Origin of the sequence: Lactobacillus selangorensis, from assembly GCF_001437205.1 — a bacterium.
Classification (GTDB): domain Bacteria; phylum Bacillota; class Bacilli; order Lactobacillales; family Lactobacillaceae; genus Paralactobacillus; species Paralactobacillus selangorensis.
In genome coordinates, this window is the sequence record NZ_JQAZ01000007.1 from 67,305 (window position 1) to 90,514 (window position 23,210).

Consider the following 23,210-nt stretch of genomic DNA (forward strand, 5'->3'; position numbering starts at 1 on the left):
GCTATCTTTTTACAAGACGCTGCTTCTCACCAAAAGTAACTGCTAAAAGATGCTGCAGATCCGCCACAGTGACCGTGACCTTTTCTTGTGCAACCTGTTCTTTATTCAGTTCGATAAACGCCGCACTTAAAAATTCAATCATTGTGCCCCGATCACCGGCAATCCAGAAGAAATCATTTGTGACCGCAGTCGTCATTTTTTTCTCTCGAATAGAATCGCCCCAGTTTGCGGGCAGCAGTTGCATTGTGAGCGCTATTTTCTTTAAGTGCGCATGATTAATTAGATAATCAAAGCAAGCTTGCAATTGTGCATACAATGAATCGCTATCGTCCACTAACCGCACTGCGCTTCCTTGCTTCCAAGCTTGCTTGCGAATGGCTTGATCATCTTCATGCCGTAAGATAAACTGCAAGTCAATTGCATCCAATGGCGGCATCGGCACATTGTACGCCTGAATATTGGGCGAGATTTCCGGCATTCCCAAAAGAAATCGTTTCACACCGCGATATTTCATTTCAAATTGACCGCCATTGCGCCGTTCAGGTAAATTTAGAATCATATCGACCTGACCATCGTTTCCGGTGACCGCGATCCCATCCATGGCTGGCGTAAACGCCCAGCTCCCGAATTCACCAGGAATAAAGTCAATTGGTGTCGGAAATGTAAAGCGGCCGTCTTTTTCAAATTTAATCCATAATTTAGCATGCCCAATTTCAAGGTCGCCGATTTTATCGCTGCCATCCCACAGAAAAAAGACTTGCCAATAAGTAGAACAAATAAACGTTGTTAATTCTTCTTTTGTCATAACAATCCTCACTTATGTTTAAACCAAGCGCCGCTCTGCGTTTCCAAAAATTTAAAGACTGTGCTGACTTGGCGGCCATGAACCAACCGATTATAGAAATAACGATAAGCCACATAGTTTACAAGCCCCATATCAAACGGAAATAAATAGCGGCCTTTATAAACATGGTCCCGAAAATCCTGTAAAAAAAGATTGGCCATAATGCCTAAAAATTCAAGGATGATCTTGCGTGACCCAAGGATGACACCAGGATTAAGCAGTTGAAAATTAAAATGTTCCGAGAAAAAGTTGCGCATCTCTAAGGGCTGCTGGTCATCGTCGACAATATAGGACATTGTCAAATCATTTACTTCATCGCCAATATACAATTTGTCAGGATCCAGATCGTCAAACGGATCATGCAGCATTTCAACATCGTTTAAATCAACTAAAACAACGTGCTCGATTTCTGGATGGGCTTGAATAAAATGAAACGCTAAAATCCAGCGCTGGTAATACATACTTAATTCATCAAAATCCTCCGGCAAAGGCATTGTCACAATGTGCAGCCCCGCCTGATTGGATTTTTCTTCTAGATCAGTCACCACATAAACAGGTGTCGTAAAGCGCATCGTTGACTTGACTAGCGCCTGTGCATATTCATTTAATTGAGGTGGCTCGACATTGAGCCGCTGTGGGTCGCCCTTGCCGCCAATAAATTCACTTAAAATAATATTTTTATCTTTGATCATTTCATGTGCTCCTTCACTCTGAGAGATCCACGACCACCTGTTTATCAAATGCCGGATCTGATTCAAGGTCTTCAACATCCTGATCAAATTCTGCCGTATGCTTGTGCGGAATTTTCACTTTTGTTAAACGCACGCCCATTTGATACCATTCATATTCTGTATCAATATGCCCAGTATCAATCAGCCAGTAGCCTTTGGAAAATAAATCGTACGTAATTATTTTCGCCGTCGGGCCTAGCATCAGTAAAACCAACTTTCCTTTACCAAAGGTTTCAATGGCGGCTTCAATTTCGTCGATTTTGTCATAAGCATTTTGAGAGGGACACAATATCCGCTGAAGCGAATGTGCATTTTTGAAAAGATCATTGCCCTCGCCGGAACGTGTATTCTTTCCTTCGACAATCAGAATATCTTGGTTGGCCCAGATTTCCTTTAATTTACGAAAACGGGCGCCGACTTCCGCACGATCTTCATAAATAAAATAAGGTCGCGAAAGATTCGCATTTCCATAAATGCCTGATGTATCGATATCCTTAAACATCTTAATTGCTTTGCTACGCAGCTGATGCCAAAAAGTCTGTGCATCTGCTGTATATTGGGTTAACCGTCCAAAAACATCCGGTAAACAAATCAACAAATGCTGGTCGGATTGATACGCCAGCACCTCTTTTAAACGCTGGGCAAGTGCTTGATTAGCGGACTGATAAGCAATTGCAGTACCACGAATGATATCAAATTCACCATCGCCCAAACGGGCAACAGACGCATGATGGTCCAAAATATAATCAATCGTCGCCATGATGCCCATCACATGAATATTATTAATTAAAGCCGGTTTATCATGGATTTGTAACTTCCAATCACGATCTAAGTACAATTGTTCCGTTTTAAGCACTGCCTGGCGTGTGAAATAGCCATTTCTTAACATTGTTCCGAATGCCTGTACCCGTCGTTGTAAATTCCATAAGTCAGAATCATGCAGCGCTGCGAAAATTGAATCAATTTCATCAACAGATTGAATTGCATACCCCAAGTGATTCTCAGTCACTAGCTGTGCGGCGGGGGGCCCTTGCCAGACAAAAACGGGCATCCCCAATGCTAAATACATCACAACTTCACAGGGCAGATTATATTTTGAATAATTGTCACCGTGCCGGGCAAGTCCAAACCCATTCGGCATCTTGTCAATCATTTCATGCGTCGAGGTCGTGCGGATCACATTAGAATCAGGATGATTGTAGTTTCCAATTGCGATAATCGGGGCATTAACGGACCAGTTCGTTATGACATCGCTGTCTTGATCATGACCGGCTAAAATGACTTTTTTATCCGGCAAAGCTTCTGAAAATGATTTGTCCGTTTTAAAATCCCAACAATTTTGTAAGAGAAACGGCGTCCCAACAGCCTCTTGGCGTAATTCTGCTTCCATCGCCTGCGTTGGAATAATGTTTGCTCGTGAAATTCGCAGCAATCTAGCCTCATCAAAACCCGGATTATAAAAATGAAGCCGTTTATAATCATGCACAACCGGAACAATATATATTCCTCGAAAAGAGGCACGTTCGATAAATGTCATTTCAAATTGCTCGTCAATGTGAGACGGATATTGATAAATCAATAAATCACCTGGTTTTACACCGGCCAGAATGCCATCAATTCTTGCTGTCAACGCTTCATAGGATTCATCGTTGCGCTGGTAGGTCTCAATATTGACATAATCATAGCCTAATTCATGAACAAATTCGGTGTAGTCTTGTGCCTCTTTAAGAAGCAGATCATCGTGTTGATTCGTAATAATTCGTGTGACCCACTTTTTCATAACTTCATTCATCCTCTCTAGTCTGATAAATCTGCAACCACCTGCGCATCAAACTTAGAATCTTGTTCAAGGTCTTCCGCATCATAATTAAATTCAGCTGTATGCTTGTGCGGAATTTTAATCTTCTCTAAGCGGGCGCCCCTGCGATACCATTCATATTCGGAATCCATATGGCCACTATCAATCAGCCAAAAGCCTTTCTGAAATAAATCATAGACGATTACCTTTGCGGTTGGGCCCAGCATGAGCAATATCAATTTATTTTCGCCATACTGTTCGATTGCAGCCTCGATTGCATCGATTTTGGCATACGCATTTTGGGCGGGACACAGAATTCTTTCAATCGAGTGCGCATTGGCAAATAAATCATTATCTTCCCCTGAACGAGAAAGTTTTCCCTCAACAATCAGTAAGTCTTGGTCCTGCCAAATCTTTTTCAGGGCTGTAAAACGAGGACCGGCTTGCGCACGATCTTCATAGCTAAAATACGGACGCGACATATCCGTTGTCCCATAAAATCCCGATGTATCGATATCCTTAAACATCGTCAGCACATTCCCACGCCGGCGCCGCCAAAACGGCTGCATAAACGGCTTAAATTTGTCTAAATTACCAAAAATATCGGGCAAACAGATTAACAAATCCTGGTTCGATTGATACGCCAAAACTTGCTTCAGCCGTTTAGCCAGCGACGCATCTGCCGTTTGATACGGGATGCTGCCGCCACGGATAACATCAAATTCACCATCCCCAAACCGAGCTACTGAAGGATGATTGTCGAGAATATAGGTAATCGTATCACTGATATCCATGACATGAATGCCGTCAATCGGCTGTGGCTTTGTTTGACTTTTCAAATGCCAATCACGGTTTAAAAAGAAATGTTCCGCCTTCAAAAGGGTCTGGCGTGTAAAATAACCGGTGCGCAGCAGTTGCCCAAAAGCCTGCGCACGTGTTTGCAGCTCCCACAATTCCTTGGCGCCGATTTGGGCAAAAATTGTTTGAATCTCATCCGCAGACTGAATCACATAGCCAAGATGATTGTCGGCAACCAGCTGTGCAATTGGCGTTCCTTGCCAAACAAAAACCGGCATCCCTAAAGCAAGATACAACATGACTTCTGGCGGAATCCGATATGAATCATCCGTTTGACGTGCCAAACCGAAACCATTCGGCAGCCCAGCAATCAGCTTGTCGACCGTTTGGGCATGAACGACCCGAATCGAATCCGGCAAGGAGGTGCCTGCTGCGTCCTGATCAGCAGCAACAACAACTTTTTTTTCTGGCAAAGCTGCATGAAAAGGCGTGTCTGTTTTAAAATCCCAGCATTCTTGAAGAATATAGGGAGCCCCTACCCCTTGCTGCCGTAATAACTGGCCAGCCGCTGCAGTTGGAATAATCGCCGCATTAGCCATCGTCATCAACCGTGCTTCATGAAAACCATCATCTGCCAGTTGATGGAAGTGATGGTAATCGTGCAGTACCGGCATAATCTGAATTCCTTGATAGGCCGTCCGTTCAATAAAGGTAACTTCAAACTGGGCATCAATATGTGACGGATATTGATAAATCAACAGATCACCTGGCTGAACACCCGCTAAAAAGCCATCAATGTGCGCCGTCAAAGCTTCATACGACTCCGCACCACGCTGATAGCTGTTAATATCCAGATATTCATAGCCCATTTCATGTGCAAACGCCGCAAAATCATTGACCTCTTTATCGGCAAGTGTGTCCTGCTGAGCGCTAATGATTCGTGTGACCCATTTTTTCATTGTCTGATTACCTCTAATCTGCTTGCAAATGTAGTTTTTCACCATATAGAATTTGCTGTTCGACATTCAATAATAAATGCCGGGCAAAATAGCCATTGCGAACCAATGGCGCAAACTTTTGCACATGCTGCTGGCGTTCTGCTAAATCTTGGTCCGAAAGCGAACTCATCAAAACATCGATGTCATCCAAGGAACTGATTAAATAACCTAAATGATTTTCAGCAATGAAGGGCGCAATCCCAGCATCCTTCCACACAATCACGGGTAATCCCTTGGCTAAGTATAGTGAAATTTTATAAGGATTGTTATATTTCGTGTAATTACCATAAGTATCGCCAGTATCCCATGCCAGTCCTAAGGCATTCGGCAACTGGTCGAATAAGGTTGTCTGGTCGAATTGGCCGCGATAATCAACGTTCGGGGCCGGAATCTGATCATTGTTGGGCCCAAATGCAATGAGCGGCGTTTCCTGCTGCCACGTACTCAATAAATCGGATTTAATAAAAGTCCCTGCTAAAACGACTTTCCGTTCCAATGGCTTCGTATTCAGCGGCTGAGTCGTCAAATAATCCCATTCATGCTGCAAAATCATCGGTTGATGTGCCCCGGCATCACGGAGTACTTTTTCCAAACTCGAATTAGCCACTACATTCGCCGCCGTCAAGTTCAGATACAAAATTTCATCAAACCCAGGATCTACACCAAAGCGGACCATTTCAGCATCATGCACAAACGGCACAAAGTTGACATGACGGACATACATGTGCTCGCCAAAGCTGACTTCAAATTGGTTGCCAATATAAGCCGGATATTGATACACCAGCAAATCGCCCGGCCGCACCGCAGCCGTCAAGCCATCAATGCGGCCATAAAGACCATCCATGCTTTCACCTTTACGGTCGTAGCGCTGAATATCCAAATAGCGATATCCCATTTGATGGGCAATCAATGCTAAATCACCTTTCGATTTAGAAACGGCATCTTTCGATTCCGGCTCCAGAACTCTTGTTATCCACTTTGTCATATTGTTGTCTTCTTTCAGTTAATCCAGGTTTTGGCCGTTTGATACTGTCCTAATGTCGTTACTTGACGGCCATGAACAAGCCGTGCCCCCATGTTTTCATACAGAACGCGATTGATGCCCTCCGTAGAAATCGTTTTTCTAATTAAAAGCAGGGTTAGAAATTCTAGTACAATTGAACGACTGCCCAATAAAACCGTCGGGTCTAACTTCTGCACTTTGCGTTGTTCATTTAAGGCAATCCATTCCGTTGTGTCGCCCACGTACAATAAATGAGCCTGCATTTCTAAAAAGGGATTTCTGAGCACACGATGATGGGCACCCAAAAGTGCAATTTGCTGCCACTGCGGATGTGCCAGAATCAATTGGACTAATTGGGACCAGTCGGAACGTTTTCTAAGGACAGCCGGCACAACGTGTATGCCTAAGTCAGACGCACTCTGCTGCAGCGGTGACGTTGTTCCCATACCAATTTGAATAATCACTTGGCCTGATTGCACAATCGGCGTAACAACTGCGGCCCGTACAAATAACGGCTGCGGCGCAATTTGCAGATTTAAAATTGCATCAATCGCCGCATAACAAGAAAAGACATCGGTTCCATTCGGGTCACGCATCACTAACTGATCCGCTATTTGTTCAGGAACGGTTAGCCGTTGGACGATTTTTTTGTCTGCATCCCGCAGCTCAACGAATTGTTGGGCCTCATCAAAGGTCCAATAATGCAGCCCTGGATCAAAGTCAAAATGTGCTTCCGAAAACAGCTCGCCTGTTTCTGAAAACGAATAGTTTAATAAGCCGCCTGTTTCTCCCATTTTAATCACTTGTGTGCCTTGGCGCCGCAGAATCCACCGATGTCCTTTTAACTGATTATAAATGCCCTGCCGATCCATATTTTCCTCCTAACGACACTTAAACCAAGCATCACTGTGCTGTTGTTCAAAACCGAGAATGGATGACACTTGACGACCGTGAACAAGCTGAGCGGCAAAATAGGAATAAGCCACTTGATTAAAAAGTGCAAGCAGTTGCTGATTGCTGATATCTGTCTGGGCAAATTCATGCATATATTCCTGTCCTTTTTGGATCAATATTCCCAAGCAGGACAACAAAATGGAACGATCGCCTAAAATTAAACAATTGCTTAACGCTTGAAGCCGCCGATTTTGTTTCAAAAAAGCGGCCGTTTCAGGTGTCACCTGATTGCCGATCACCAGTCCTGCAATCGCAATAAAATCATCCGCCACATACAGTTTATGTAAAGCCATTTCATCAAATGGATTTTTCAATAACTGCACTTCGTTGGCCGAACAAAATGCCGCACTGGCAACTTCCGAATGTTCCTGCAGAAATGAAAAGGCCCATTGCAAACGGGCAAAATTATTATTTTGTGTTTTAACGGCACTCCGATCGACAAATAAACCAAATTGTTCGGGAACTGATAAGTTTGTCTTTACATACAGCGGCAGCATCTTAGCCGTTACCGTAGTAGCCAAGCGCTGAATTTGTTTCAATTTTTCCGCATTCTGATTCACATCCGGTAATGGTTCATAAGCCATTACGATATTGCGCTGAACGGCTTGATGAGGCCGTCCCATTACCGGCACTTCGTCTAACTGATAAATCTCATCATTCATCTGTCATAGCCCTCCCATCAGCTTGAAGTTTTAGGATTCGACCCACAAAATATTGATTGCATAACGCACTTAAAGTGCTGTCTGTCATTTGAGCTGGCGCTAATGTTTCTTCAAATTGCAGCTGTCCCAAAAGCTCAATCAAAATGGCACGTGTGCCGCCAATTCCCACCAATTGGTTACGCTGGTAAATCATTGTGATTTTATCCGGACCAAACTGATTCAGCAGCTTTTCTGAACCTGCTTGTGACGCAAAAACGGTGTGCCAATTGGGATGATCCAATAACACTTGGTAAGCCTGCTTCCAAAACTGGTTGGTGTGAATCGAAGGCCCCACAAAAACACTTAGTAGCTCTAAAGACGGGAACAACGTCGGGGCATCAGCGGCTGTGAGCTGCACCAGCGCCGCAGCGGTTGCAGTGTGTGCGTCAGCAGCCAGCAGCGGTGCTGGTGCCCATTTAGCCATCCGATTCACCTCTACACTCGGATAACAATGGAAAAGATCGTCCGAATCCTTAATTCGCAGGATATACTCGCCGTTTTTCATGTATGGCATTTCCAATACAGACACAAGCTGCATATTTTCGTTTAATAATTCGATTTGTTGCTGTTTCTCATTCCAGCGCCAAAAACGCGGCGCAGGCAGAAAGTCGATGACAGTGGCCGCATAATCTAAACAACCATTTTGCTTAAATTGGAACGCCCAGACACCTGCGTTTTTGCCTAATACCATATTGACCCAGCCGTTTTTTGCAAAGCGCCAAACATAATTTTGAATGCTGTGAAAAATTCCTTCTGTTGTCACGTGTTCGTCACCCTATTTATGTTTAAACCATGCTGGTCCGTCACTGCGATTATACAAAAATGGCGTGGTAACCTGCCGACCATGTCTGAGCCGGCTCCCAAAATAACGATAAGCCGTGTAATTGATAATTGCCATTTCAAACGCCCCTAGTTGACTGGCTGAGTCATCACGTTTTTCGGCCATTTTAGCGGTCACAATCAGATTAGCAACAATCCCCAAGAACTCTAGCACAATCGCACGATAACCCGCAATTACACCTGGATTAAGTGCCGTTTGCCGATAGTTGGCCTGTAAAAACGAACGGATTTCTGCGGTTGTCGTGTCCCGTGAAATGATATTTAGCGTCAGATTACTAGGTTCATCACTAAAATAAAGTTCATCTTGTTTAAACTGGGCAAACGGATTGTGCAGCATCACCACATCCCCTAAATCTGTAAAGGCTGCTTTCTTTATTTCCGGATGAGCCAGCAAAAAATGATAGGCCATCAGCCACCGCTGGAAATATAAGGAAAGCTGCGGAAATTCCTTTTGGATGGGCATCGACACCATGGTGAATGCCGGTGTCTGGTAATCGACTTTATTATTCGTCAGCAAATACACAGGCACATGAAAGCGTTGGGTCGACGCAACCAGATCATGTGCTGTCGGCAATAAATCAGCCGTTGATTTTCGGTCGCCACGCTGAAAATCAAACATTCCAGTGATGTATTCTGTAATCACAACGTTCTCTGGTACATCCATTTACGTACACCTACTTTGCCACGATTTTATCGGACTCGATTCCTAACCGCTTCAAGTCTTCGGCATCTTTCAATGTCAGCACGACTTTTTGAATAAAGGGTAGCTTGTCGTCCAGAATCGACATTAGATTGCCTCTGACTTGTCCGCTATCATCAAGCGCTGATTCGGACATGAACAAAGTATTTTTGGATTTTGTATAGGATAACGCCGTTAATTCGATTCCTAAATAATAAATGGCTGCTTTATCTTCCGGACGTACGATTTCTGCAACTTTTGTCGCTAAAAAATTGCCCAAATTATTGTACCGTTCTTTAATAACACGCGTTTTAGGATCTTGAACGGTAATATAGTTCATCTGGCCATTATAGAAATAATAAGTAAGGACAACCTCACGTTCATCGTTGAAGAATAGAATTTCCTGCACTTGCTCTTTGTCATAAAAGATTCGGCTGAACAGCTTCCCATCGTAAGCATATTCTTCGATAAAATCACGTGTCCCATCTTGGTTTAAATAGGTAATATTATTCACAAATCGACGTGTATTCGGATAAAGACGCATTGTGCCAATCCGATTGCCGTCTGCTTTAATATCAATTGAAAAATCCTGGTTCATAAAAATTTCAGCACCGTCAACCGTCTGCACCTGATCGAAAAATAGAAATCCGTTTGGGTCGTAAGTGCGGCCCGTAACATAATCAACAATATTGACGATACGTGGATAATCGTCCTTCGCAAACTTAGGCGTTGTCGGGTCCGGCGCAAGCGTAATGAGTCGTGTATGGTTGCGATTCATCCGTTCCTTCTGTTCCTTCCAATCCGCAGCGTCCGGCTTCAAAACATTCATAATTTCATAATTCATTAATCAAACGCCCCCATTTGTCTGCAATCACTTGGTCACGGTAATCAGAAACAGATGCCACAACTTGTGTTTGCAAGCGTGAATAATCTTTCACAGCTAATAATCGTTCGATGCCTGCCTTTAATTGACTAATATTGTAAGCTTCATCGTCACGCTTAAAGTGCTGCAGAAATCCATTTTGTTCATCATGAACCAGTTCTAAGGCCCCAAAACGTGCATCAAATGTAATCACTGGCAAGGCTGCGTTCATTGCCTCAATGTAAGTTAACCCAAAGCCTTCTGAATAAGAAGCCGAAATAAACGCATCGTACTGCGGATAAACCTGTTCCGGATGGTTTGTTTGCCCCTTTAGCTGGATATAATCGCCAGCATCACCGTCTTGGATGGCTTTCTGCAATTTGCCCATTTCACCGCCCTGACCATAGATATCCAAAGTCACTGCTTTGCCTTCCTGATGCAATTCAATAACGGCTTTTATAATTAAATCAATATGCTTTTCTGCAGCTAAACGTGAAATGGTGACTAATTTAAGCGGCGAACCTAACTGGCGTGCTTGGAACTCATTGACGTCATCGCTGACGCCGCCCACTGGAATCGTAACAATTTTTTCAGCTGCATCGGGAAAGTCGATTAGCAGGTCCTGGCGCTGCAGTTCGGTTGCAACGACTAACCGATTGATTTGATTCATGTGGGTCAAAACATATTCATAATAATTATTCCATAACGGTGCTGAGGCCACTTTACGATCTGACAGATGATCGGCATGGATGACGTCGACTAAATTCCAGTTCCGTTCGGGCGCATTCATTAAGGCGACTTCATTTGCTTCGCCGCGATCAATAATAAAGGTGCTCTTGCCTTCAAACAGTGCATCCAATTGTGTGAAGAAATACCGTTTCAGCTGCACGATATTTTCAAAATACAGATGTGCCCCATCAGGCTGTGCAAATAAATGAATATTCACAATTTCAGTATCGTGTTTGGGCTGCTTCTGAACACGATAAGTTGCTTTTCGCTGTCCAGTAGCCTCATTAAATAGTTCGACACGATCTAAACTAACCAGTAATGTTTCCGGCTTTTCTGGATTTGCACGTTTCACATAGTACTCATTGATGCGCAGCCCTGAATCCGTAACGGTTTCCATCATACGATTCGTTTGGGTATCATCAATCACCATATTGGAATGCGGCTGAATGGTCTTTTGCAGACCCTTTTGCCCGTAATCTGGGCCTAAAACAAAATATTCCCACATATTGATGACCTGGTCTGGCTTGAGGTTCCAACGATTCATGGCGTCATGCAGATTTTTAATCAATTCGACAAAAACAAACCGGTAAGGCAAGCCAGCTTGATCGAAACGTTTCGCACGATAAAATTCAGCATGTTCAACGCCTGAGTTGCCGATGCCCATTGCTTGATTTACAAAAAAATTCATTTTGTTGTCTCCTCCTGTTGTGCTTGTATCATGCGTTCCATGGCTTGAACACCAATTCCTTGGCGGCCAAACGTCCGAATGGTGCTCTGTTTAGGCAAATCGACGGGCACGGCTGCGACTGCAACTTGCGGCTCGACACCTAGCAGCAAATTATTCAGCTCTGGCAGCAACGGCATAGTGGTTGTTTCATCCGATGTGCCGATCACAGTCGTTTGCCAAGCCTTCGTTTTCAATTTGCTGTTGGCACGCACCACCGGCTGTCCATTCACAACTTCAGTCGTCACATCAAAAGAATCAAAAACTGTGCTGGCAGCTAACCAAATTCCCGTAAATTTGAGCACTTGATTATTAAGATTGACTAATTCCATTTTATAACTTCGTGCCTCATCCGGATAATGAAAATGGCCAGCTTCATTGAAATACTCGGTATCTAGTTCTTCTTCATCAGCATCAAAGTAAGTCAGCCGCAGATGAATGGTATCAGCCGGTTCAATCTGACCGACTAATTTAAAACGATAATCCAGATCCGGCGTCAGCAAAGGTAAGTCAGCCGTTTGACGGCCGCCCAAATATCGGCTTTTTGACATCCACACATGCACCATTTTTCCTGGCGACTCACGTGGGTCCACAAACCGATTCTGTGTCGGCTGAATCGTAATTCGTGTTCCATAACGATAGTTCGAAGCTAGTTTCCGACCCCAGCGAATCCAATAAATGGGTGTCATCAATCGTTCTCCTCTCCTGGAATATAATTTAATTCATCCGCTGCCATCTCAGTACGGCCGAAATCATGAACCATAATATCTTTATATTGATCTAAGAACCATTGGAACATCGCGCCAGGTTGGTCAATATGGCGACCAATCAGGCCTTTGTGCCGAAAGTTAAGCCCTGGATAGTTCTTCCATAAAAATTGACTGATGGTTTTGAAACCTTCATCATCATAGTCATCATTTTTCATATAAGTAATGGCAAATTTCGTATGCGAAAGATCACCGGTTGCCATATGATCGACCAAGATATGGTCGCCTTTATCAACATCCTCATCCGTTAAACCACCTGTAACACCACTTAAAATATCAAGTCCATTATCAAAGTCATCTGGTCGTTTAATACGGTTATTCGTGGCAATTCGGCCTAATCCCGCCAATTGTTTCCCGGCGATAATGGCATGCGGCTTTAAATCAGCCGCATAATATTCTGAGCCATAGGTGCCCATCGACACTCCTGACATGATCAATTGATCCGACGTGAAACCAAGTAAGGCTAACTTGTCCTGAATATATTGAACCAGTGCGTGTGCAAACTTTTGATTGCCGACGTAAAAACCGCCCCCAGTAAACCGCTGGTCAGAAACGAGAATGTATGGGGCTCCTAAACGGCGCATCATGAAGTTTCCTTCAAAACCGTCATCGGCACGATTCCCTGAAAAATACACATTTAGAGGCGGTCTTAAGTCCCCTGCATCGAAATACATGAGCCAACTGCGATTCATATCGTTAGGATCAATAACGGCTTGCCCACCGATCATCATCGCACCACGCCCATTATGCGACTGCCGGAAAAAGATCGTCCCGACTTCAACGGTTCCCTTTCCGCAGCCATAAAGACTAAAGGTCACGTTATAGCCTGTTTTCATGAACGGCGGGAGCACAATTGCCCCACTGAGTAACTGCTTTAATGAAAAGCACATCTGCTGATCTTCATATTGAGAATTCGTAGCAAGCAGCGTCATTCGTAATTCAAGATCGACATTGCCAGTAACACCGACTTCAGCCAAAATTTCCCATTGTGTCGCAGCTTTGGCAAAATAGGGAAAGTTAAAGCTGCCGAGCCATTGCATCTGATCTGTAAATGGACCGGCAAAAATTGTTTTTTCAATGCCCCTTTTTTTAACAACGCCGAGATAACTAGGTGCAACCTGTAGATGTTCTGTTTGAAACTGAAATCCATACTGTCCTGTGAAAAAGTTCAGCTTTAAGGTCTGCGCCAACTGCTGCCGATCCGCAAACGAAACGCGCTGAACGTTCAGTTGTTCCGTCAAGCGTTGCTGTGCCGCCGGAATCGCAACAGAATCCGCCAACACAATTCCGTTAGCAGGCAGATGACGAAGCCATTCCAGATTTCGTACAACTGGTGAATCCGCCGGAATCAAATACCGACAATCATAAAATTTCGGCGTGACACGCCCGTTTTTAAAAACGGGCTGATCCTTTATAACAGCAGTTTGGCAATCTTCAAAGCTAAGGTAGCGATAGTCAATCCAGTCATCGAGATTCAGCGGCGTGCCGCCAATTTGAATTGCTTTTACATCAAACGTTGCCACTTTGCTGTCCCTCCCAATATTGAATCAATCGTTCGCTTGAAAATTTTTCAATCAGCCGCACATTTTGGACAAGTGCTTCATTCCAATACGTTAAAGTGTCCAAGTATGTGCTTAGCCCCGCCATTAATCCTGCGTCATCTTTAGCTAATTGACCGTTTTCGCCCGCATGCATATAGGGGCTTTCCTGGCGGGTTAACTGGGGAATGCCAGCACTAATCGCCTGCACTTGGAGAAACGCCTCTGGATGTTCCGTTAAATCGACAAACAAACGAGCCTGGTCAAAATATTCCAAAACCAGTTTACGTGTTAACGATGGGCTGAATTGCAGACGTCTGCTCAACCGGAAAAATTGATTCAAACCATCGACAACTGCTTGCGAAGGTTTTTCAGTGCCGGCTTTTGTTTTCATTTGTTTCAAAATCGGCTGATAATCATGGTCACGAATGACATCCATTTGCGCAGCCTGTGAAAAATCTTGTAAGATTGCAAATTGTGACTGGCAATACTCTAAGAACTGCAATTGCAGCTGCTGCCGTTGTTGTTCGGAGCTTTGCAAGATGATCACTGACAACTGTGGATTAGTCGCCATTTTTTCAAGAAATAGCGTAAATAAATGCGCTGCGTTTACGTCAAGATTGATGTTCCAAAGCACAATCTGTTGTTCCATTTCATTGCTTTTTCCTAATGCCAAACGGGTTTGAAATGGATAACCGATTTCGACCGGTGTGTCATATTTTGCCGCCAATTTTTGCTGTACAGCTGCATTGGCGACTAATAAGGTTTTGCCGCCTACCAAAAGCGACTGGCACGTGTGCAGCTACGCTTGATTTTCGGTTAATTGAGTCGCAACTAAGTACAGTGTCGGGGCAACAGTTTGCAAGCGCTCCATGATGACCTTAAGGGACGCCGACATTGTCGAAAGCAGCATAAACTGTTTGTCCCCAGCTTTCCAGATAGACAGCTGCCGTTCGACCACTTCACGCAACAACAATTCAAGTGAAGCATAGTCTGAACGTAAAAAACGTTTTTGTGCGAGCGGCTGAACCGTCACTTTTTGTGGTGTTTCAACCAGAATGCAGTCACCGTATTCGTTGAACCACTTTTGGCGCACCATCTGTCCTTGTTCGTCTTCCGCAGACTCGCTAATCTTAAAACCACGTTCATCGTATCTATCATGGCGGACGAGGCCATTCTCCTGACGCTCATAGTAAATATCCGTCACAAAACCGTCATCGTTAAAATGAACGGTCGAATAAAGGTTATTATTTTGATAAATCCGCAACTGGTAAACATCATAGACAAATTCAGCATTTGACGGCAACGGCAAGTCTGCAATTGCTAGGCCCTTTCCAGCGGTCAAATGAATTCCTAACGCTGCATCAAGTGCATTCCAAGTTTGCATATTGAGCAGTCCGTTCTGGTTTAAATACGTTCGCCAATCATGACGTGGCTTTAATAACAAAATCCGAAACGGCAATTCGCTTTGCTGAAACAAACGGGCGACATTTGCTAAAGGATCTGTTAATAAGTTGGCTTGGTCGGACCAATCTGGAATTAAAGAATACATATTTTCCCTCCTATACCAACTTATAATGGCTACTTTTCAGCTCAGCCTTGAACTGAATAATCACGGTATCCAGCACAAAAATCAACATGAACACATTTGTGAAGTAAAATGAGAAAATCGTTGCCGGTTGAAACCACAGCCCAATCACCAATGGGGTCGCACTAATAAAGATAGCATAAAGACTGCTGACAAAAATCATGCCGTCCATCCGATTGGATAAGAACTTTTCCTTTTGCGCGCCCGGCAGAACACCAAAAATATAATTACCGCTCTTTTGTAGATCTTCTGCCATGTTGTGTGGCATTAAACTTAAATAACTGAACAAATAATTTAACGCAATCACAACCAGACAATAAACGCCAATTCCTTGCGGCGTATTGTACGTAAACCACGTTGAAATAAGATGCTGAATGGTTGGATTTGTAGAACGCCCCAAAATTGTTTCCGGCAGTAAAAACACGAACATCGAAAACATTAAGGGCATTGCACCACCAGGCAGCACTTTAATCGGTAGATATGAATCCGCAAAATCATTATCAACTAATACTTGCTGAATCGGGATTCGCAATTCGGCACGATTTAAGAACACAGTCACTTTGGTAAAAACAAAGGTAATCACGGCCATCAATGTGTAAAATTGCCAGTTCATCGTGAACCCATTCGTACTCGAAAACATTCGAATTACGCCGGATAAGATACCAGGGACAATCATGATGCCGAGTCCCCCAATCCCATGAACATTATTAAAATCGGCTAGCCATGTAACGTACATTGCACCGGCGACCAGCACAATGATGGAACTCACCCAGACAGACACCGGCAGCGTCTTCTTCGTTGCCGAAGTCAGATAGAGCAACATCTCATAGGCCTGAGCAGTCGCAACGATTACGGTAAAAGTACGTTGGACGTAACTCCGAAACCGCATCGACCACTTTTTACCCACTCCTAATGCTTGCACTGCTGAGCCTAAAATCATGGTGACCATATAGGGCCCCATTCCGATTGAAAACAGCGTCGGTTTTGTGTATTGCGCTCCAGTTGCGACTGTGAAAACTTGCACGATTGGATTGGAATTAAGCAGATTGAGCGTCAGTGTCCGGCCCAGCATTGGAATCGGAATCTGTTGACCGAGTTGCATGACAAGGAGCACGATCAGAGTGACTTGTAATCCTTTTTTGACTTGTTTATCGATTTTGTTTCGCCCCTTGTTATGGAAATTCCAGATTAACACTGCCGTTCGGCTGTGCAATTAATTTCGACAGCATCATATTTTGAACTGCTGAGCGCCAGAAAGCTGCTTTCATCTTGTCAAACGAACGAACGGCTTCCAGCTGATATTCCGCAACTGGATCATGCTGTGCCGAACTGCGGCTCGATACAATCGCACGTAATTGCTGCAAGTTATCAACTTGTTCAATCCATGCATTATCCAGCGCATGCAGAATCGTGAGCCGCAAAAAATAATCGCGTTGCTGTTTGGATAACAGATTAAGCTGCCGGTCCAAACGCTTCTGCACAGTTGTAAGCAAAAACGAACGCAGTGCTTTTTTATCGTCCACCAAAGCAGCGAGCTCATCTGGTTTATAAAAACTATAATCAATGTTGTTATTAATATAATCGCTAAGCTGCTGCAAGGAAAGGTCGGGCACTTCCATTAAATCATCAATATCATGCGTAATCACTTGTTGTGCCAGCACCATCAATTGTTCGGAGGAAAGAGCCATTGTCTGGTCACGAAAACGATACATGGCATTACGTTGCCGACGCTGTACGGCGTCATATTGAATCGAACCCATTCGGCCATCATATGCGCCGCTTGAAGAGGTCTTTTGCGCAGCTGTAACTGCATGTTTAATCCTTCGTTTTGTAATCGGCTGCCCGAATTTACGTTTCCCAGTTGCCGTTTGTTCCTGCAATTTTTCTTGCTGCCGTTTCAGCTTTTTAGAGCCATTTTCCAAAATGCCCCGGTCCTCTAAAGAAGCATAAAACATCGTTTCACCAGGATCGCCTTGACGACCAGAACGGCCCCGCAGCTGATTATCAATGCGCCGGTTAGCCATTCGTTCAGTTCCGATGACTAATAAACCACCCTTGGCACGCACGCCGGGTCCCAACTTGATATCAGTCCCACGTCCAGCCATCGAAGTGGCAACAGTAATCGCACCTGGCTGTCCAGCTTCTTTAACGATTTGTGCTTCTTTGGCCGCACTGCGAGCATTTAACAAGTTATGCACAATTCCGTTTTCAAGCAGCATCCGTGAGTAAAGTTCCGACAATGAAACCGAACCCGTTTCAATTAACACCGGTCTTTTTGCTGCATAAGCCTTTTTGATGACATCGATAGATGCATAGAGTTTCTCACGTGTATCGACAAAAAGCTGGTCCGGTTTGTCAATCCGAATGTTCGGTTGATGTGATGGAATCTCGATAACGAGCAGATTATACACTTCTGCAAATTCGCGCCGATCTGTTTTAGCTGTCCCTGTCATTCCAGCTAGTTTTGTAAACAAGTGAAATAAATTTTGATAGGTAATGGAGGCCATCGCCCGATCTTGCGGCGATAATTTCACCCCTTCTTTAGCTTCAAGAGCTTGATGCATCCCAGCTTGCAAATTCATCCCATTCATTTCACGACCATCCTGGATATCCAGCAAAACAACCTTGCCGTCATCCACAACGTAATCACGATTCTTAGTCAGCAGCGTATTCGCACGCAGCGCCAGCACAAGATGGCGGTATAAATCAGCGCCCTCTCTGTCCATCAAATGTTTCACACCAAAGTAACGCGACATGCTTGCGATTCCCTTTTCAGTGAACCAGACACTCTTTTGGTCGTCATCGATAATATAATCCTCAGATTCAACTAAGTTTTTAACGACTTTATCCGCACTTGTAAAAAGATTCGACTGCACTTTTGGGGCCCCAGAGATTACCAAGGGTGTCTGGGCCAAATCAAGCAAAACAGAATCGACCTCATCAATTAAAGCATAACGAAATGCAACAATGTTTTTGTCATTATTATTGGAAGCTAAATTATCAATTAAGTAATCGAATCCGATGGCACTATGTGTTGTATAAACAATATCACAACGATAAGCCGCTTTTTTGGCCGCCACACTGATTGAATTGTCGCCTGATGCAACCGTTCCAATCGTTAAACCCAGCCAACGGTACACACGCCCCATGTCTTTTGCATCACGGCTCGCCAAATAATCATTTGCCGTGACCAAATAAGTCCCGACACCTTCTAAACCGTTTAAGTATAAGGGCATCGTCACAACTAAAGTCTTGCCTTCCCCAGTTGCCAGCTCAGCCACATTTCGATCGTTTAAGACCGTTGCGCCTAAAACTTGGTTGGGATAGGGACGCATGCCTAGCACACGATCATCGGCTTCTCGAACCGTTGCATAGGCTTCAACTAATAAACTGTCTAAGGAGGCTCCTTTTTCCAGCCGCTCACGAAACGCAACCATTTTATGCTGCAGTTCCGCATCGCTCAGCTCGCGATAATCAGGTTCCAGCGCAATAATCTTCTTCGTCAATCTGCGATACTTGCGTAAATGCCAGTCATTGATTTTCGACACCTTGGTCCCCCCTTCTTAATTGACACACTCATCGAGCATGGTATATTTAAGTTATGAGTAAGAAAAATAAATTGTTAAATGATGACATTGAAAAACGGTTCGCTGAAGAGAAAAAATATCAGCCAAAACAAGCTCCAAAAAAGAAACGTCATATTGTGGAAATCATTGCGGGGGGTGTTTTATTTTTGATTCTTCTCCTCAATGTCCTCTCGATGTTGCTTGGACCGTTACTTAGCCATTAGTCACTACTTTTATTATAACGAACTAGAAAATTTTCTAAAAAAAAAGAGCGCTTTTGGACCCAATTACTTCCTATTAAAGTGGTTGGGTTTTTGCTGCACGAAAAAAGGAGTCCCTATTACTAGGAACTCCCTTTCTTCTGTTTAAAAACTATTTTTCCTCATTATCCTTCTTACGACGCTTGCCGAACAATCCTGCTAATGCAGCAAAGATACCTAAGCCCCAAATTGAGGAACTATTATTAACGTTGTCGCCCGTTTGCGGCAATTTTGTTAGTGTTCCGTGCTTGGAAACCGTGACACCATTCAATGTCGCAGCCGTATTGCCAGATGAACTGCTTTCCTTGATATCAACATAACTTGCATCTCTCAAAGTTGGATTAGTAACCGACCAAGTGCCATTAGACCCAACTGTTGTCGTCAATGTGCCAATAACGTCTCCATTCGGTCCATAAATCGTAACTGTGATTGTAGTGCCAGGCAGGCCCGTCCCAGAAATTGTGTCATTATCACTGGTTGTCGTATCAGAATCCACATTTACCTGATAATTCATGTGATTTGAGTCCGATTCACTCATCGAAGTAGATGCCGATTCACTTGGAATCCCTTCTTTATCAATTGGCGCATTATCGATATCACCGACATAACTACCATCTGGTCCATATTCAGTTACATCAACCTCTTGTCCGACGCTAATGATAGAATCTGTCACAGACCAAGTACCATCAGTGCCGACTCGTGTTCTAAAACTACCCATAAACAGGTGCCCGCGCCCAAAGATATTCACAATAATCGTATCTCCTGGAGTCCCAGTTCCAGAAAGCGTATCGTTCTTTGCTGTTTGTGATGGTGGATCCAGTGTCAAGTGATGATCTGCAGCTGCAGAGTCACTTGCCGGCATAGAAGTACTTTCACTGGTTGAGGTCGACATCGATTCACTAACCGATAGACTAGAGCTCATTGAAGAGGAAGTACTTTCACTAATCGACATAGATGTCGATTTACTTTCACTCATGGTATCCGGCACGCTGTTGTTTTCCGACGTAGATAACGACTCGGAAAGGGAAGTAGAAAGACTCTCACTCACTGATGTGGACGTCGATTCAGATGTCGAAGTTGAAGTACTTTCACTTGTCGATGTGGATGTCGATTCAGATGTTGAGGTCGATGTGCTTTCACTCGTTGAAGTCGATGTAGATTCGCTGGTCGAGGTCGATGTGAATGTCGATTCACTCGTTGATGTGGATGTCGATTCACTCGTTGATGTGGATGTCGATTCAGACGTCGAAGTCGATTTGCTTGTCGATGTCGATTCACTTGTTGAAGTTGAAGTACTCTCACTCGTCGATGTGGATGTTGATTTACTTGTCGAGGTCGATGTCGATTCACTTGTTGAAGTCGAAGTGCTCTCACTTGTTGAGGTGGATGTCGATTCAGATGTTGAAGTCGATGTACTCTCGCTCGTTGACGTAGATGTTGATTCACTCGTTGAAGTTGAAGTACTCTCACTTGTCGATGTGGATGTAGATTCGCTCGTTGATGTGGATGTAGATTCACTTGTCGAAGTCGATGTTGACTCACTCATTGAAGCTGAAGCACTCTCACTTGTCGATGTGGATGTAGATTCGCTCGTTGATGTGGATGTAGATTCACTTGTCGAAGTCGATGTTGATTCAGATATTGAAGTAGAAGTAGATTTGCTTGTCGAGGTAGATGTCGATTCACTATTTGAAGTTGATGTACTCTCACTTGCCGATGTCGATGTTGATTCTGTTGTCGATGTTGAAGTAGATTCGCTATTTGAAGTTGACGTACTCTCGCTCGTCGAAGTCGATGTTGACTCACTGGTCGAAACCGAAGTACTTTGAATGCTACTAAGTTCAGCAGAATCACTTTCGCTATTCGACTCCCATGTGCTTACTACAGCTGATAACGAGGAAGATGTAGACGTACTTTCGCTCGTTGAGGTCGAAGTCGACTCACTGGTTGACATCGAAGTACTTTGCGATGGCCACTGACTTATTGAATTACTGTCCGAAATACTGTTAGCAATACTTTCGCTGGTGCTCTCTGATTCTGAATCCGAAACTGAGGCAGAATCTGACATTGACTGACTATCAGCCACAGAAACAATTGGAATAGTTGGTGAGACGTTCTGAGTGATATCCTGAACATGAAAACTACCACTCTCCGCATCCGTCGGAATATCTAATGTAAGTGACCAAGTCCCATCAGCATTCATTGTCGTTGGCATTGAACCATCCTGACCACCATAAAGCCAAATTATATTTCCACTCAAATCCTTATACCAGATTCGAATACTATCCCCATAATTAGCTGTTCCTGAAAGTGTGACTGTTGTCCCCGCATAAACTGATGTCGAACCATCAGAAGTAGTAAATGTAAATGTTGATCTGGTTGACTTGCCAGCTGTCGTTTGTGTCTTCAGCTGCTGATGAACTGTTTGAGACTGACTTTGTGTTTCAGATTGACTTGTGGTTGTGCTGGTCGACGCTGAGTCAGAAAGACTGGCCGAAGTCGAAGCGGATGTTGATGATTCATTCGTCTGTTGCTGTGTTGACGTTGTCTTAGAGTCACTCGTTGTTCCCGACGCTGTCGAAACAACATTCGTGCTGCCTTTGTCCGTTGTTGAAGTAGATGTCGAAGTATCCGACTTTGAGTTGCTTGCCGAAGCCGAATCTTGTACCGACGTTGAAGTTGACTCACTTGTTGAAGTACTTTCACTCATCGAAGTGGATGGTTGATTCACTGACCGAAGTGCTGGTCGACTCGCTGGTTGAAGTTGAAGTAGAGAGACTCCCAGATTGGGAATTGGCTGTCGTCGAATCAGCCGGAATGTTGGTGCTCTGTTGTGTAGCTAGGACCTGCTTTGAATCCAGTGTCTTAGTGGCCTGTGCTGTTGTCTGCACAGTATCCGCATGAACATGAGCAACAGTGCGCGGCAAAAAAACGCCAAGGAACGTCGCAATACCTGCAAAGACCCAGCGTTTTCCGGCTTTGTACATTTTGAAATGTTCTTTATAGTCCTCTTTCATTTCACGCTTTTTTCCACGTTTTCCCATCATAATATGGTGCCTCCTGTAAAGCTAATCACATTTGTTTGATGTCAATACCTCGTTTATCTTTTGTATAAGCCACAACTTGATTTATAAAATCAGCTATTTATTCGATTATCTTTGTCATATTTATAGTATCATCAATCCTTTTTACTACCTATTGAAACGACTTATTATTTGCTGAATATGAAAAAAGAACTTCTCATTTTCGAGAAGCTCTTCGCTTAATTTGTTATCCTTTATTACGCATTTTTTTGACAAATGCTGATATAGCCGCTAAAATTCCAATTCCCAAAATTGAAGTATTTGTAACTGTTTCACCGGTGTTTGGCAAGGCGAATTGCATCGCGTTTGTCTTTTTATGCTGCATTGCCGTGTTATCAGATGTTATTTTATTCGGTGTGACTCCCATCAATCTAGAAACAACATCACCGGTTGGACTTGTTTCAACAACATTAATACGACTAGCATTTTCTAGCGCCGCATTTGTAAGTGCCCAAGTTCCGTTTGGTTCGACTATCGTCTTATAAGTGCCAACAATCTCGCCGGTTGGTCCGTAGATTGTAACGGCAATTGTGTCACCAGGCGTCCCTGTGCCAGATACTGCATTATTATGGCTGGCTGTCGTTGGATGATTTACGGTCAATTGTTGATTAGGACTCGTTGAAGTATGCCCCGACTGACTCATGCTCATTGAGGTTGAAGTCGATGCGCTCATTGAAACTGAAACACTGCTTGATGTTGAATAGCTTTCGCTACTTGATTCTGATACTGATTGACTTTTCGAAGTGC

21 protein-coding genes and 1 pseudogene are annotated in these 23,210 nt (G+C 43.8%); 3 read left to right on the forward strand and 19 right to left on the reverse strand.

Annotation, left to right across the window (positions count from 1 at the left end; genetic code table 11):
- Position 1: 1 nt before the first annotated feature.
- The 16 genes and pseudogenes from IV40_RS09070 to secA2 all read right to left on the reverse strand — a co-directional run bounded on the left by IV40_RS09070 (position 2) and on the right by secA2 (position 19,102).
- The gene (locus IV40_RS09070) at positions 2-805 is read right to left on the reverse strand and encodes a hypothetical protein (RefSeq protein WP_057770828.1); all 804 of its coding nucleotides are present in this window, start codon (positions 803-805) and stop codon (positions 2-4) included.
- An 8-nt stretch (positions 806-813) separates the two neighbouring features.
- Positions 814-1,536, reverse strand: a complete 723-nt coding sequence (locus IV40_RS09075) for a hypothetical protein (protein WP_057770830.1) — start codon at positions 1,534-1,536, stop codon at positions 814-816.
- 13 nt (positions 1,537-1,549) lie between these two features.
- Entirely contained in the window at positions 1,550-3,355 is a 1,806-nt protein-coding gene (locus IV40_RS09080) for an SP_1767 family glycosyltransferase (RefSeq protein ID WP_057770831.1), read from the reverse strand.
- Positions 3,356-3,372: 17 nt separating this feature from the next.
- Positions 3,373-5,130, reverse strand: a complete 1,758-nt coding sequence (locus IV40_RS09085) for an SP_1767 family glycosyltransferase (protein ID WP_057770833.1) — start codon at positions 5,128-5,130, stop codon at positions 3,373-3,375.
- Between the two features lie 13 nt (positions 5,131-5,143).
- On the reverse strand, positions 5,144-6,154 hold the full coding sequence (locus IV40_RS09090) for a glycosyltransferase (protein WP_057770835.1): 1,011 nt from the start codon (positions 6,152-6,154) through the stop codon (positions 5,144-5,146).
- Between the two features lie 14 nt (positions 6,155-6,168).
- The gene (locus IV40_RS09095; protein WP_057770837.1) at positions 6,169-7,044 is read right to left on the reverse strand and encodes a hypothetical protein; all 876 of its coding nucleotides are present in this window, start codon (positions 7,042-7,044) and stop codon (positions 6,169-6,171) included.
- A 9-nt stretch (positions 7,045-7,053) separates the two neighbouring features.
- Entirely contained in the window at positions 7,054-7,788 is a 735-nt protein-coding gene (locus IV40_RS09100) for a hypothetical protein (protein ID WP_057770839.1), read from the reverse strand.
- The gene (locus IV40_RS09105; protein ID WP_057770841.1) at positions 7,781-8,590 is read right to left on the reverse strand and encodes a hypothetical protein; all 810 of its coding nucleotides are present in this window, start codon (positions 8,588-8,590) and stop codon (positions 7,781-7,783) included. Before IV40_RS09105 ends, IV40_RS09100 begins: the two co-directional genes overlap by 8 nt.
- A gap of 12 nt (positions 8,591-8,602) precedes the next feature.
- Positions 8,603-9,331 (reverse strand): hypothetical protein, encoded by a 729-nt coding sequence (locus tag IV40_RS09110; protein WP_057770843.1) that lies wholly within the window; start codon positions 9,329-9,331, stop codon positions 8,603-8,605.
- A gap of 10 nt (positions 9,332-9,341) precedes the next feature.
- Positions 9,342-10,190 carry a hypothetical protein gene (locus IV40_RS09115; protein WP_057770845.1) on the reverse strand — a complete coding sequence of 283 codons (849 nt, stop codon included), beginning with the start codon at positions 10,188-10,190 and terminating at the stop codon, positions 9,342-9,344.
- Positions 10,180-11,625, reverse strand: coding sequence for a glycosyltransferase (locus IV40_RS09120; protein ID WP_057770847.1), 1,446 nt, complete (start codon positions 11,623-11,625; stop codon positions 10,180-10,182). Before IV40_RS09120 ends, IV40_RS09115 begins: the two co-directional genes overlap by 11 nt.
- Positions 11,622-12,350 (reverse strand): accessory Sec system protein Asp3, encoded by a 729-nt coding sequence (gene asp3 / locus IV40_RS09125; RefSeq protein WP_057770848.1) that lies wholly within the window; start codon positions 12,348-12,350, stop codon positions 11,622-11,624. The genes IV40_RS09120 and asp3 overlap by 4 nt, the downstream gene beginning before the upstream one ends.
- A complete protein-coding gene (gene asp2, locus IV40_RS09130; RefSeq protein WP_057770850.1) occupies positions 12,350-13,951 on the reverse strand; it encodes an accessory Sec system protein Asp2 in 1,602 nt (533 codons plus the stop codon). The genes asp3 and asp2 overlap by 1 nt, the downstream gene beginning before the upstream one ends.
- Positions 13,938-15,518, reverse strand: a pseudogene (asp1, locus tag IV40_RS10930) (accessory Sec system protein Asp1). The gene asp2 and the pseudogene asp1 overlap by 14 nt, the downstream one beginning before the upstream one ends.
- Positions 15,519-15,528: 10 nt before the next feature.
- Complete coding sequence (locus IV40_RS09145; RefSeq protein WP_057770856.1) at positions 15,529-16,749, reverse strand: SecY family transport protein; 1,221 nt, start codon at positions 16,747-16,749, stop codon at positions 15,529-15,531.
- Positions 16,727-19,102, reverse strand: coding sequence for an accessory Sec system translocase SecA2 (secA2, locus tag IV40_RS09150; protein WP_057770857.1), 2,376 nt, complete (start codon positions 19,100-19,102; stop codon positions 16,727-16,729). Before secA2 ends, IV40_RS09145 begins: the two co-directional genes overlap by 23 nt.
- A 53-nt stretch (positions 19,103-19,155) precedes the next feature.
- Between secA2 and IV40_RS10795 the strand changes: the two genes are divergently transcribed.
- Positions 19,156-19,344: a hypothetical protein gene (locus IV40_RS10795; protein ID WP_156404272.1), complete on the forward strand. Its 189-nt coding sequence runs from the start codon at positions 19,156-19,158 to the stop codon at positions 19,342-19,344.
- Between the two features lie 148 nt (positions 19,345-19,492).
- Here IV40_RS10795 and IV40_RS10835 read toward each other — a convergent pair whose 3' ends face one another.
- Positions 19,493-20,098 (reverse strand): LPXTG cell wall anchor domain-containing protein, encoded by a 606-nt coding sequence (locus IV40_RS10835; RefSeq protein ID WP_162258855.1) that lies wholly within the window; start codon positions 20,096-20,098, stop codon positions 19,493-19,495.
- Between the two features lie 334 nt (positions 20,099-20,432).
- Between IV40_RS10835 and IV40_RS10840 the strand changes: the two genes are divergently transcribed.
- Both IV40_RS10840 and IV40_RS10845 read left to right on the forward strand, forming a co-directional pair.
- Positions 20,433-21,209 (forward strand): hypothetical protein, encoded by a 777-nt coding sequence (locus tag IV40_RS10840; RefSeq protein ID WP_057770861.1) that lies wholly within the window; start codon positions 20,433-20,435, stop codon positions 21,207-21,209.
- A gap of 538 nt (positions 21,210-21,747) precedes the next feature.
- Positions 21,748-21,933 carry a hypothetical protein gene (locus tag IV40_RS10845; RefSeq protein ID WP_057770863.1) on the forward strand — a complete coding sequence of 62 codons (186 nt, stop codon included), beginning with the start codon at positions 21,748-21,750 and terminating at the stop codon, positions 21,931-21,933.
- Between the two features lie 149 nt (positions 21,934-22,082).
- On the opposite strand, the gene IV40_RS09170 is transcribed toward IV40_RS10845, so the two are convergent.
- Positions 22,083-22,427 carry a KxYKxGKxW signal peptide domain-containing protein gene (locus IV40_RS09170; protein ID WP_057770865.1) on the reverse strand — a complete coding sequence of 115 codons (345 nt, stop codon included), beginning with the start codon at positions 22,425-22,427 and terminating at the stop codon, positions 22,083-22,085.
- Positions 22,428-22,650: 223 nt separating this feature from the next.
- Positions 22,651-23,106 (reverse strand): LPXTG cell wall anchor domain-containing protein, encoded by a 456-nt coding sequence (locus IV40_RS09175; RefSeq protein ID WP_057770867.1) that lies wholly within the window; start codon positions 23,104-23,106, stop codon positions 22,651-22,653.
- Positions 23,107-23,210 lie beyond the last annotated feature (104 nt).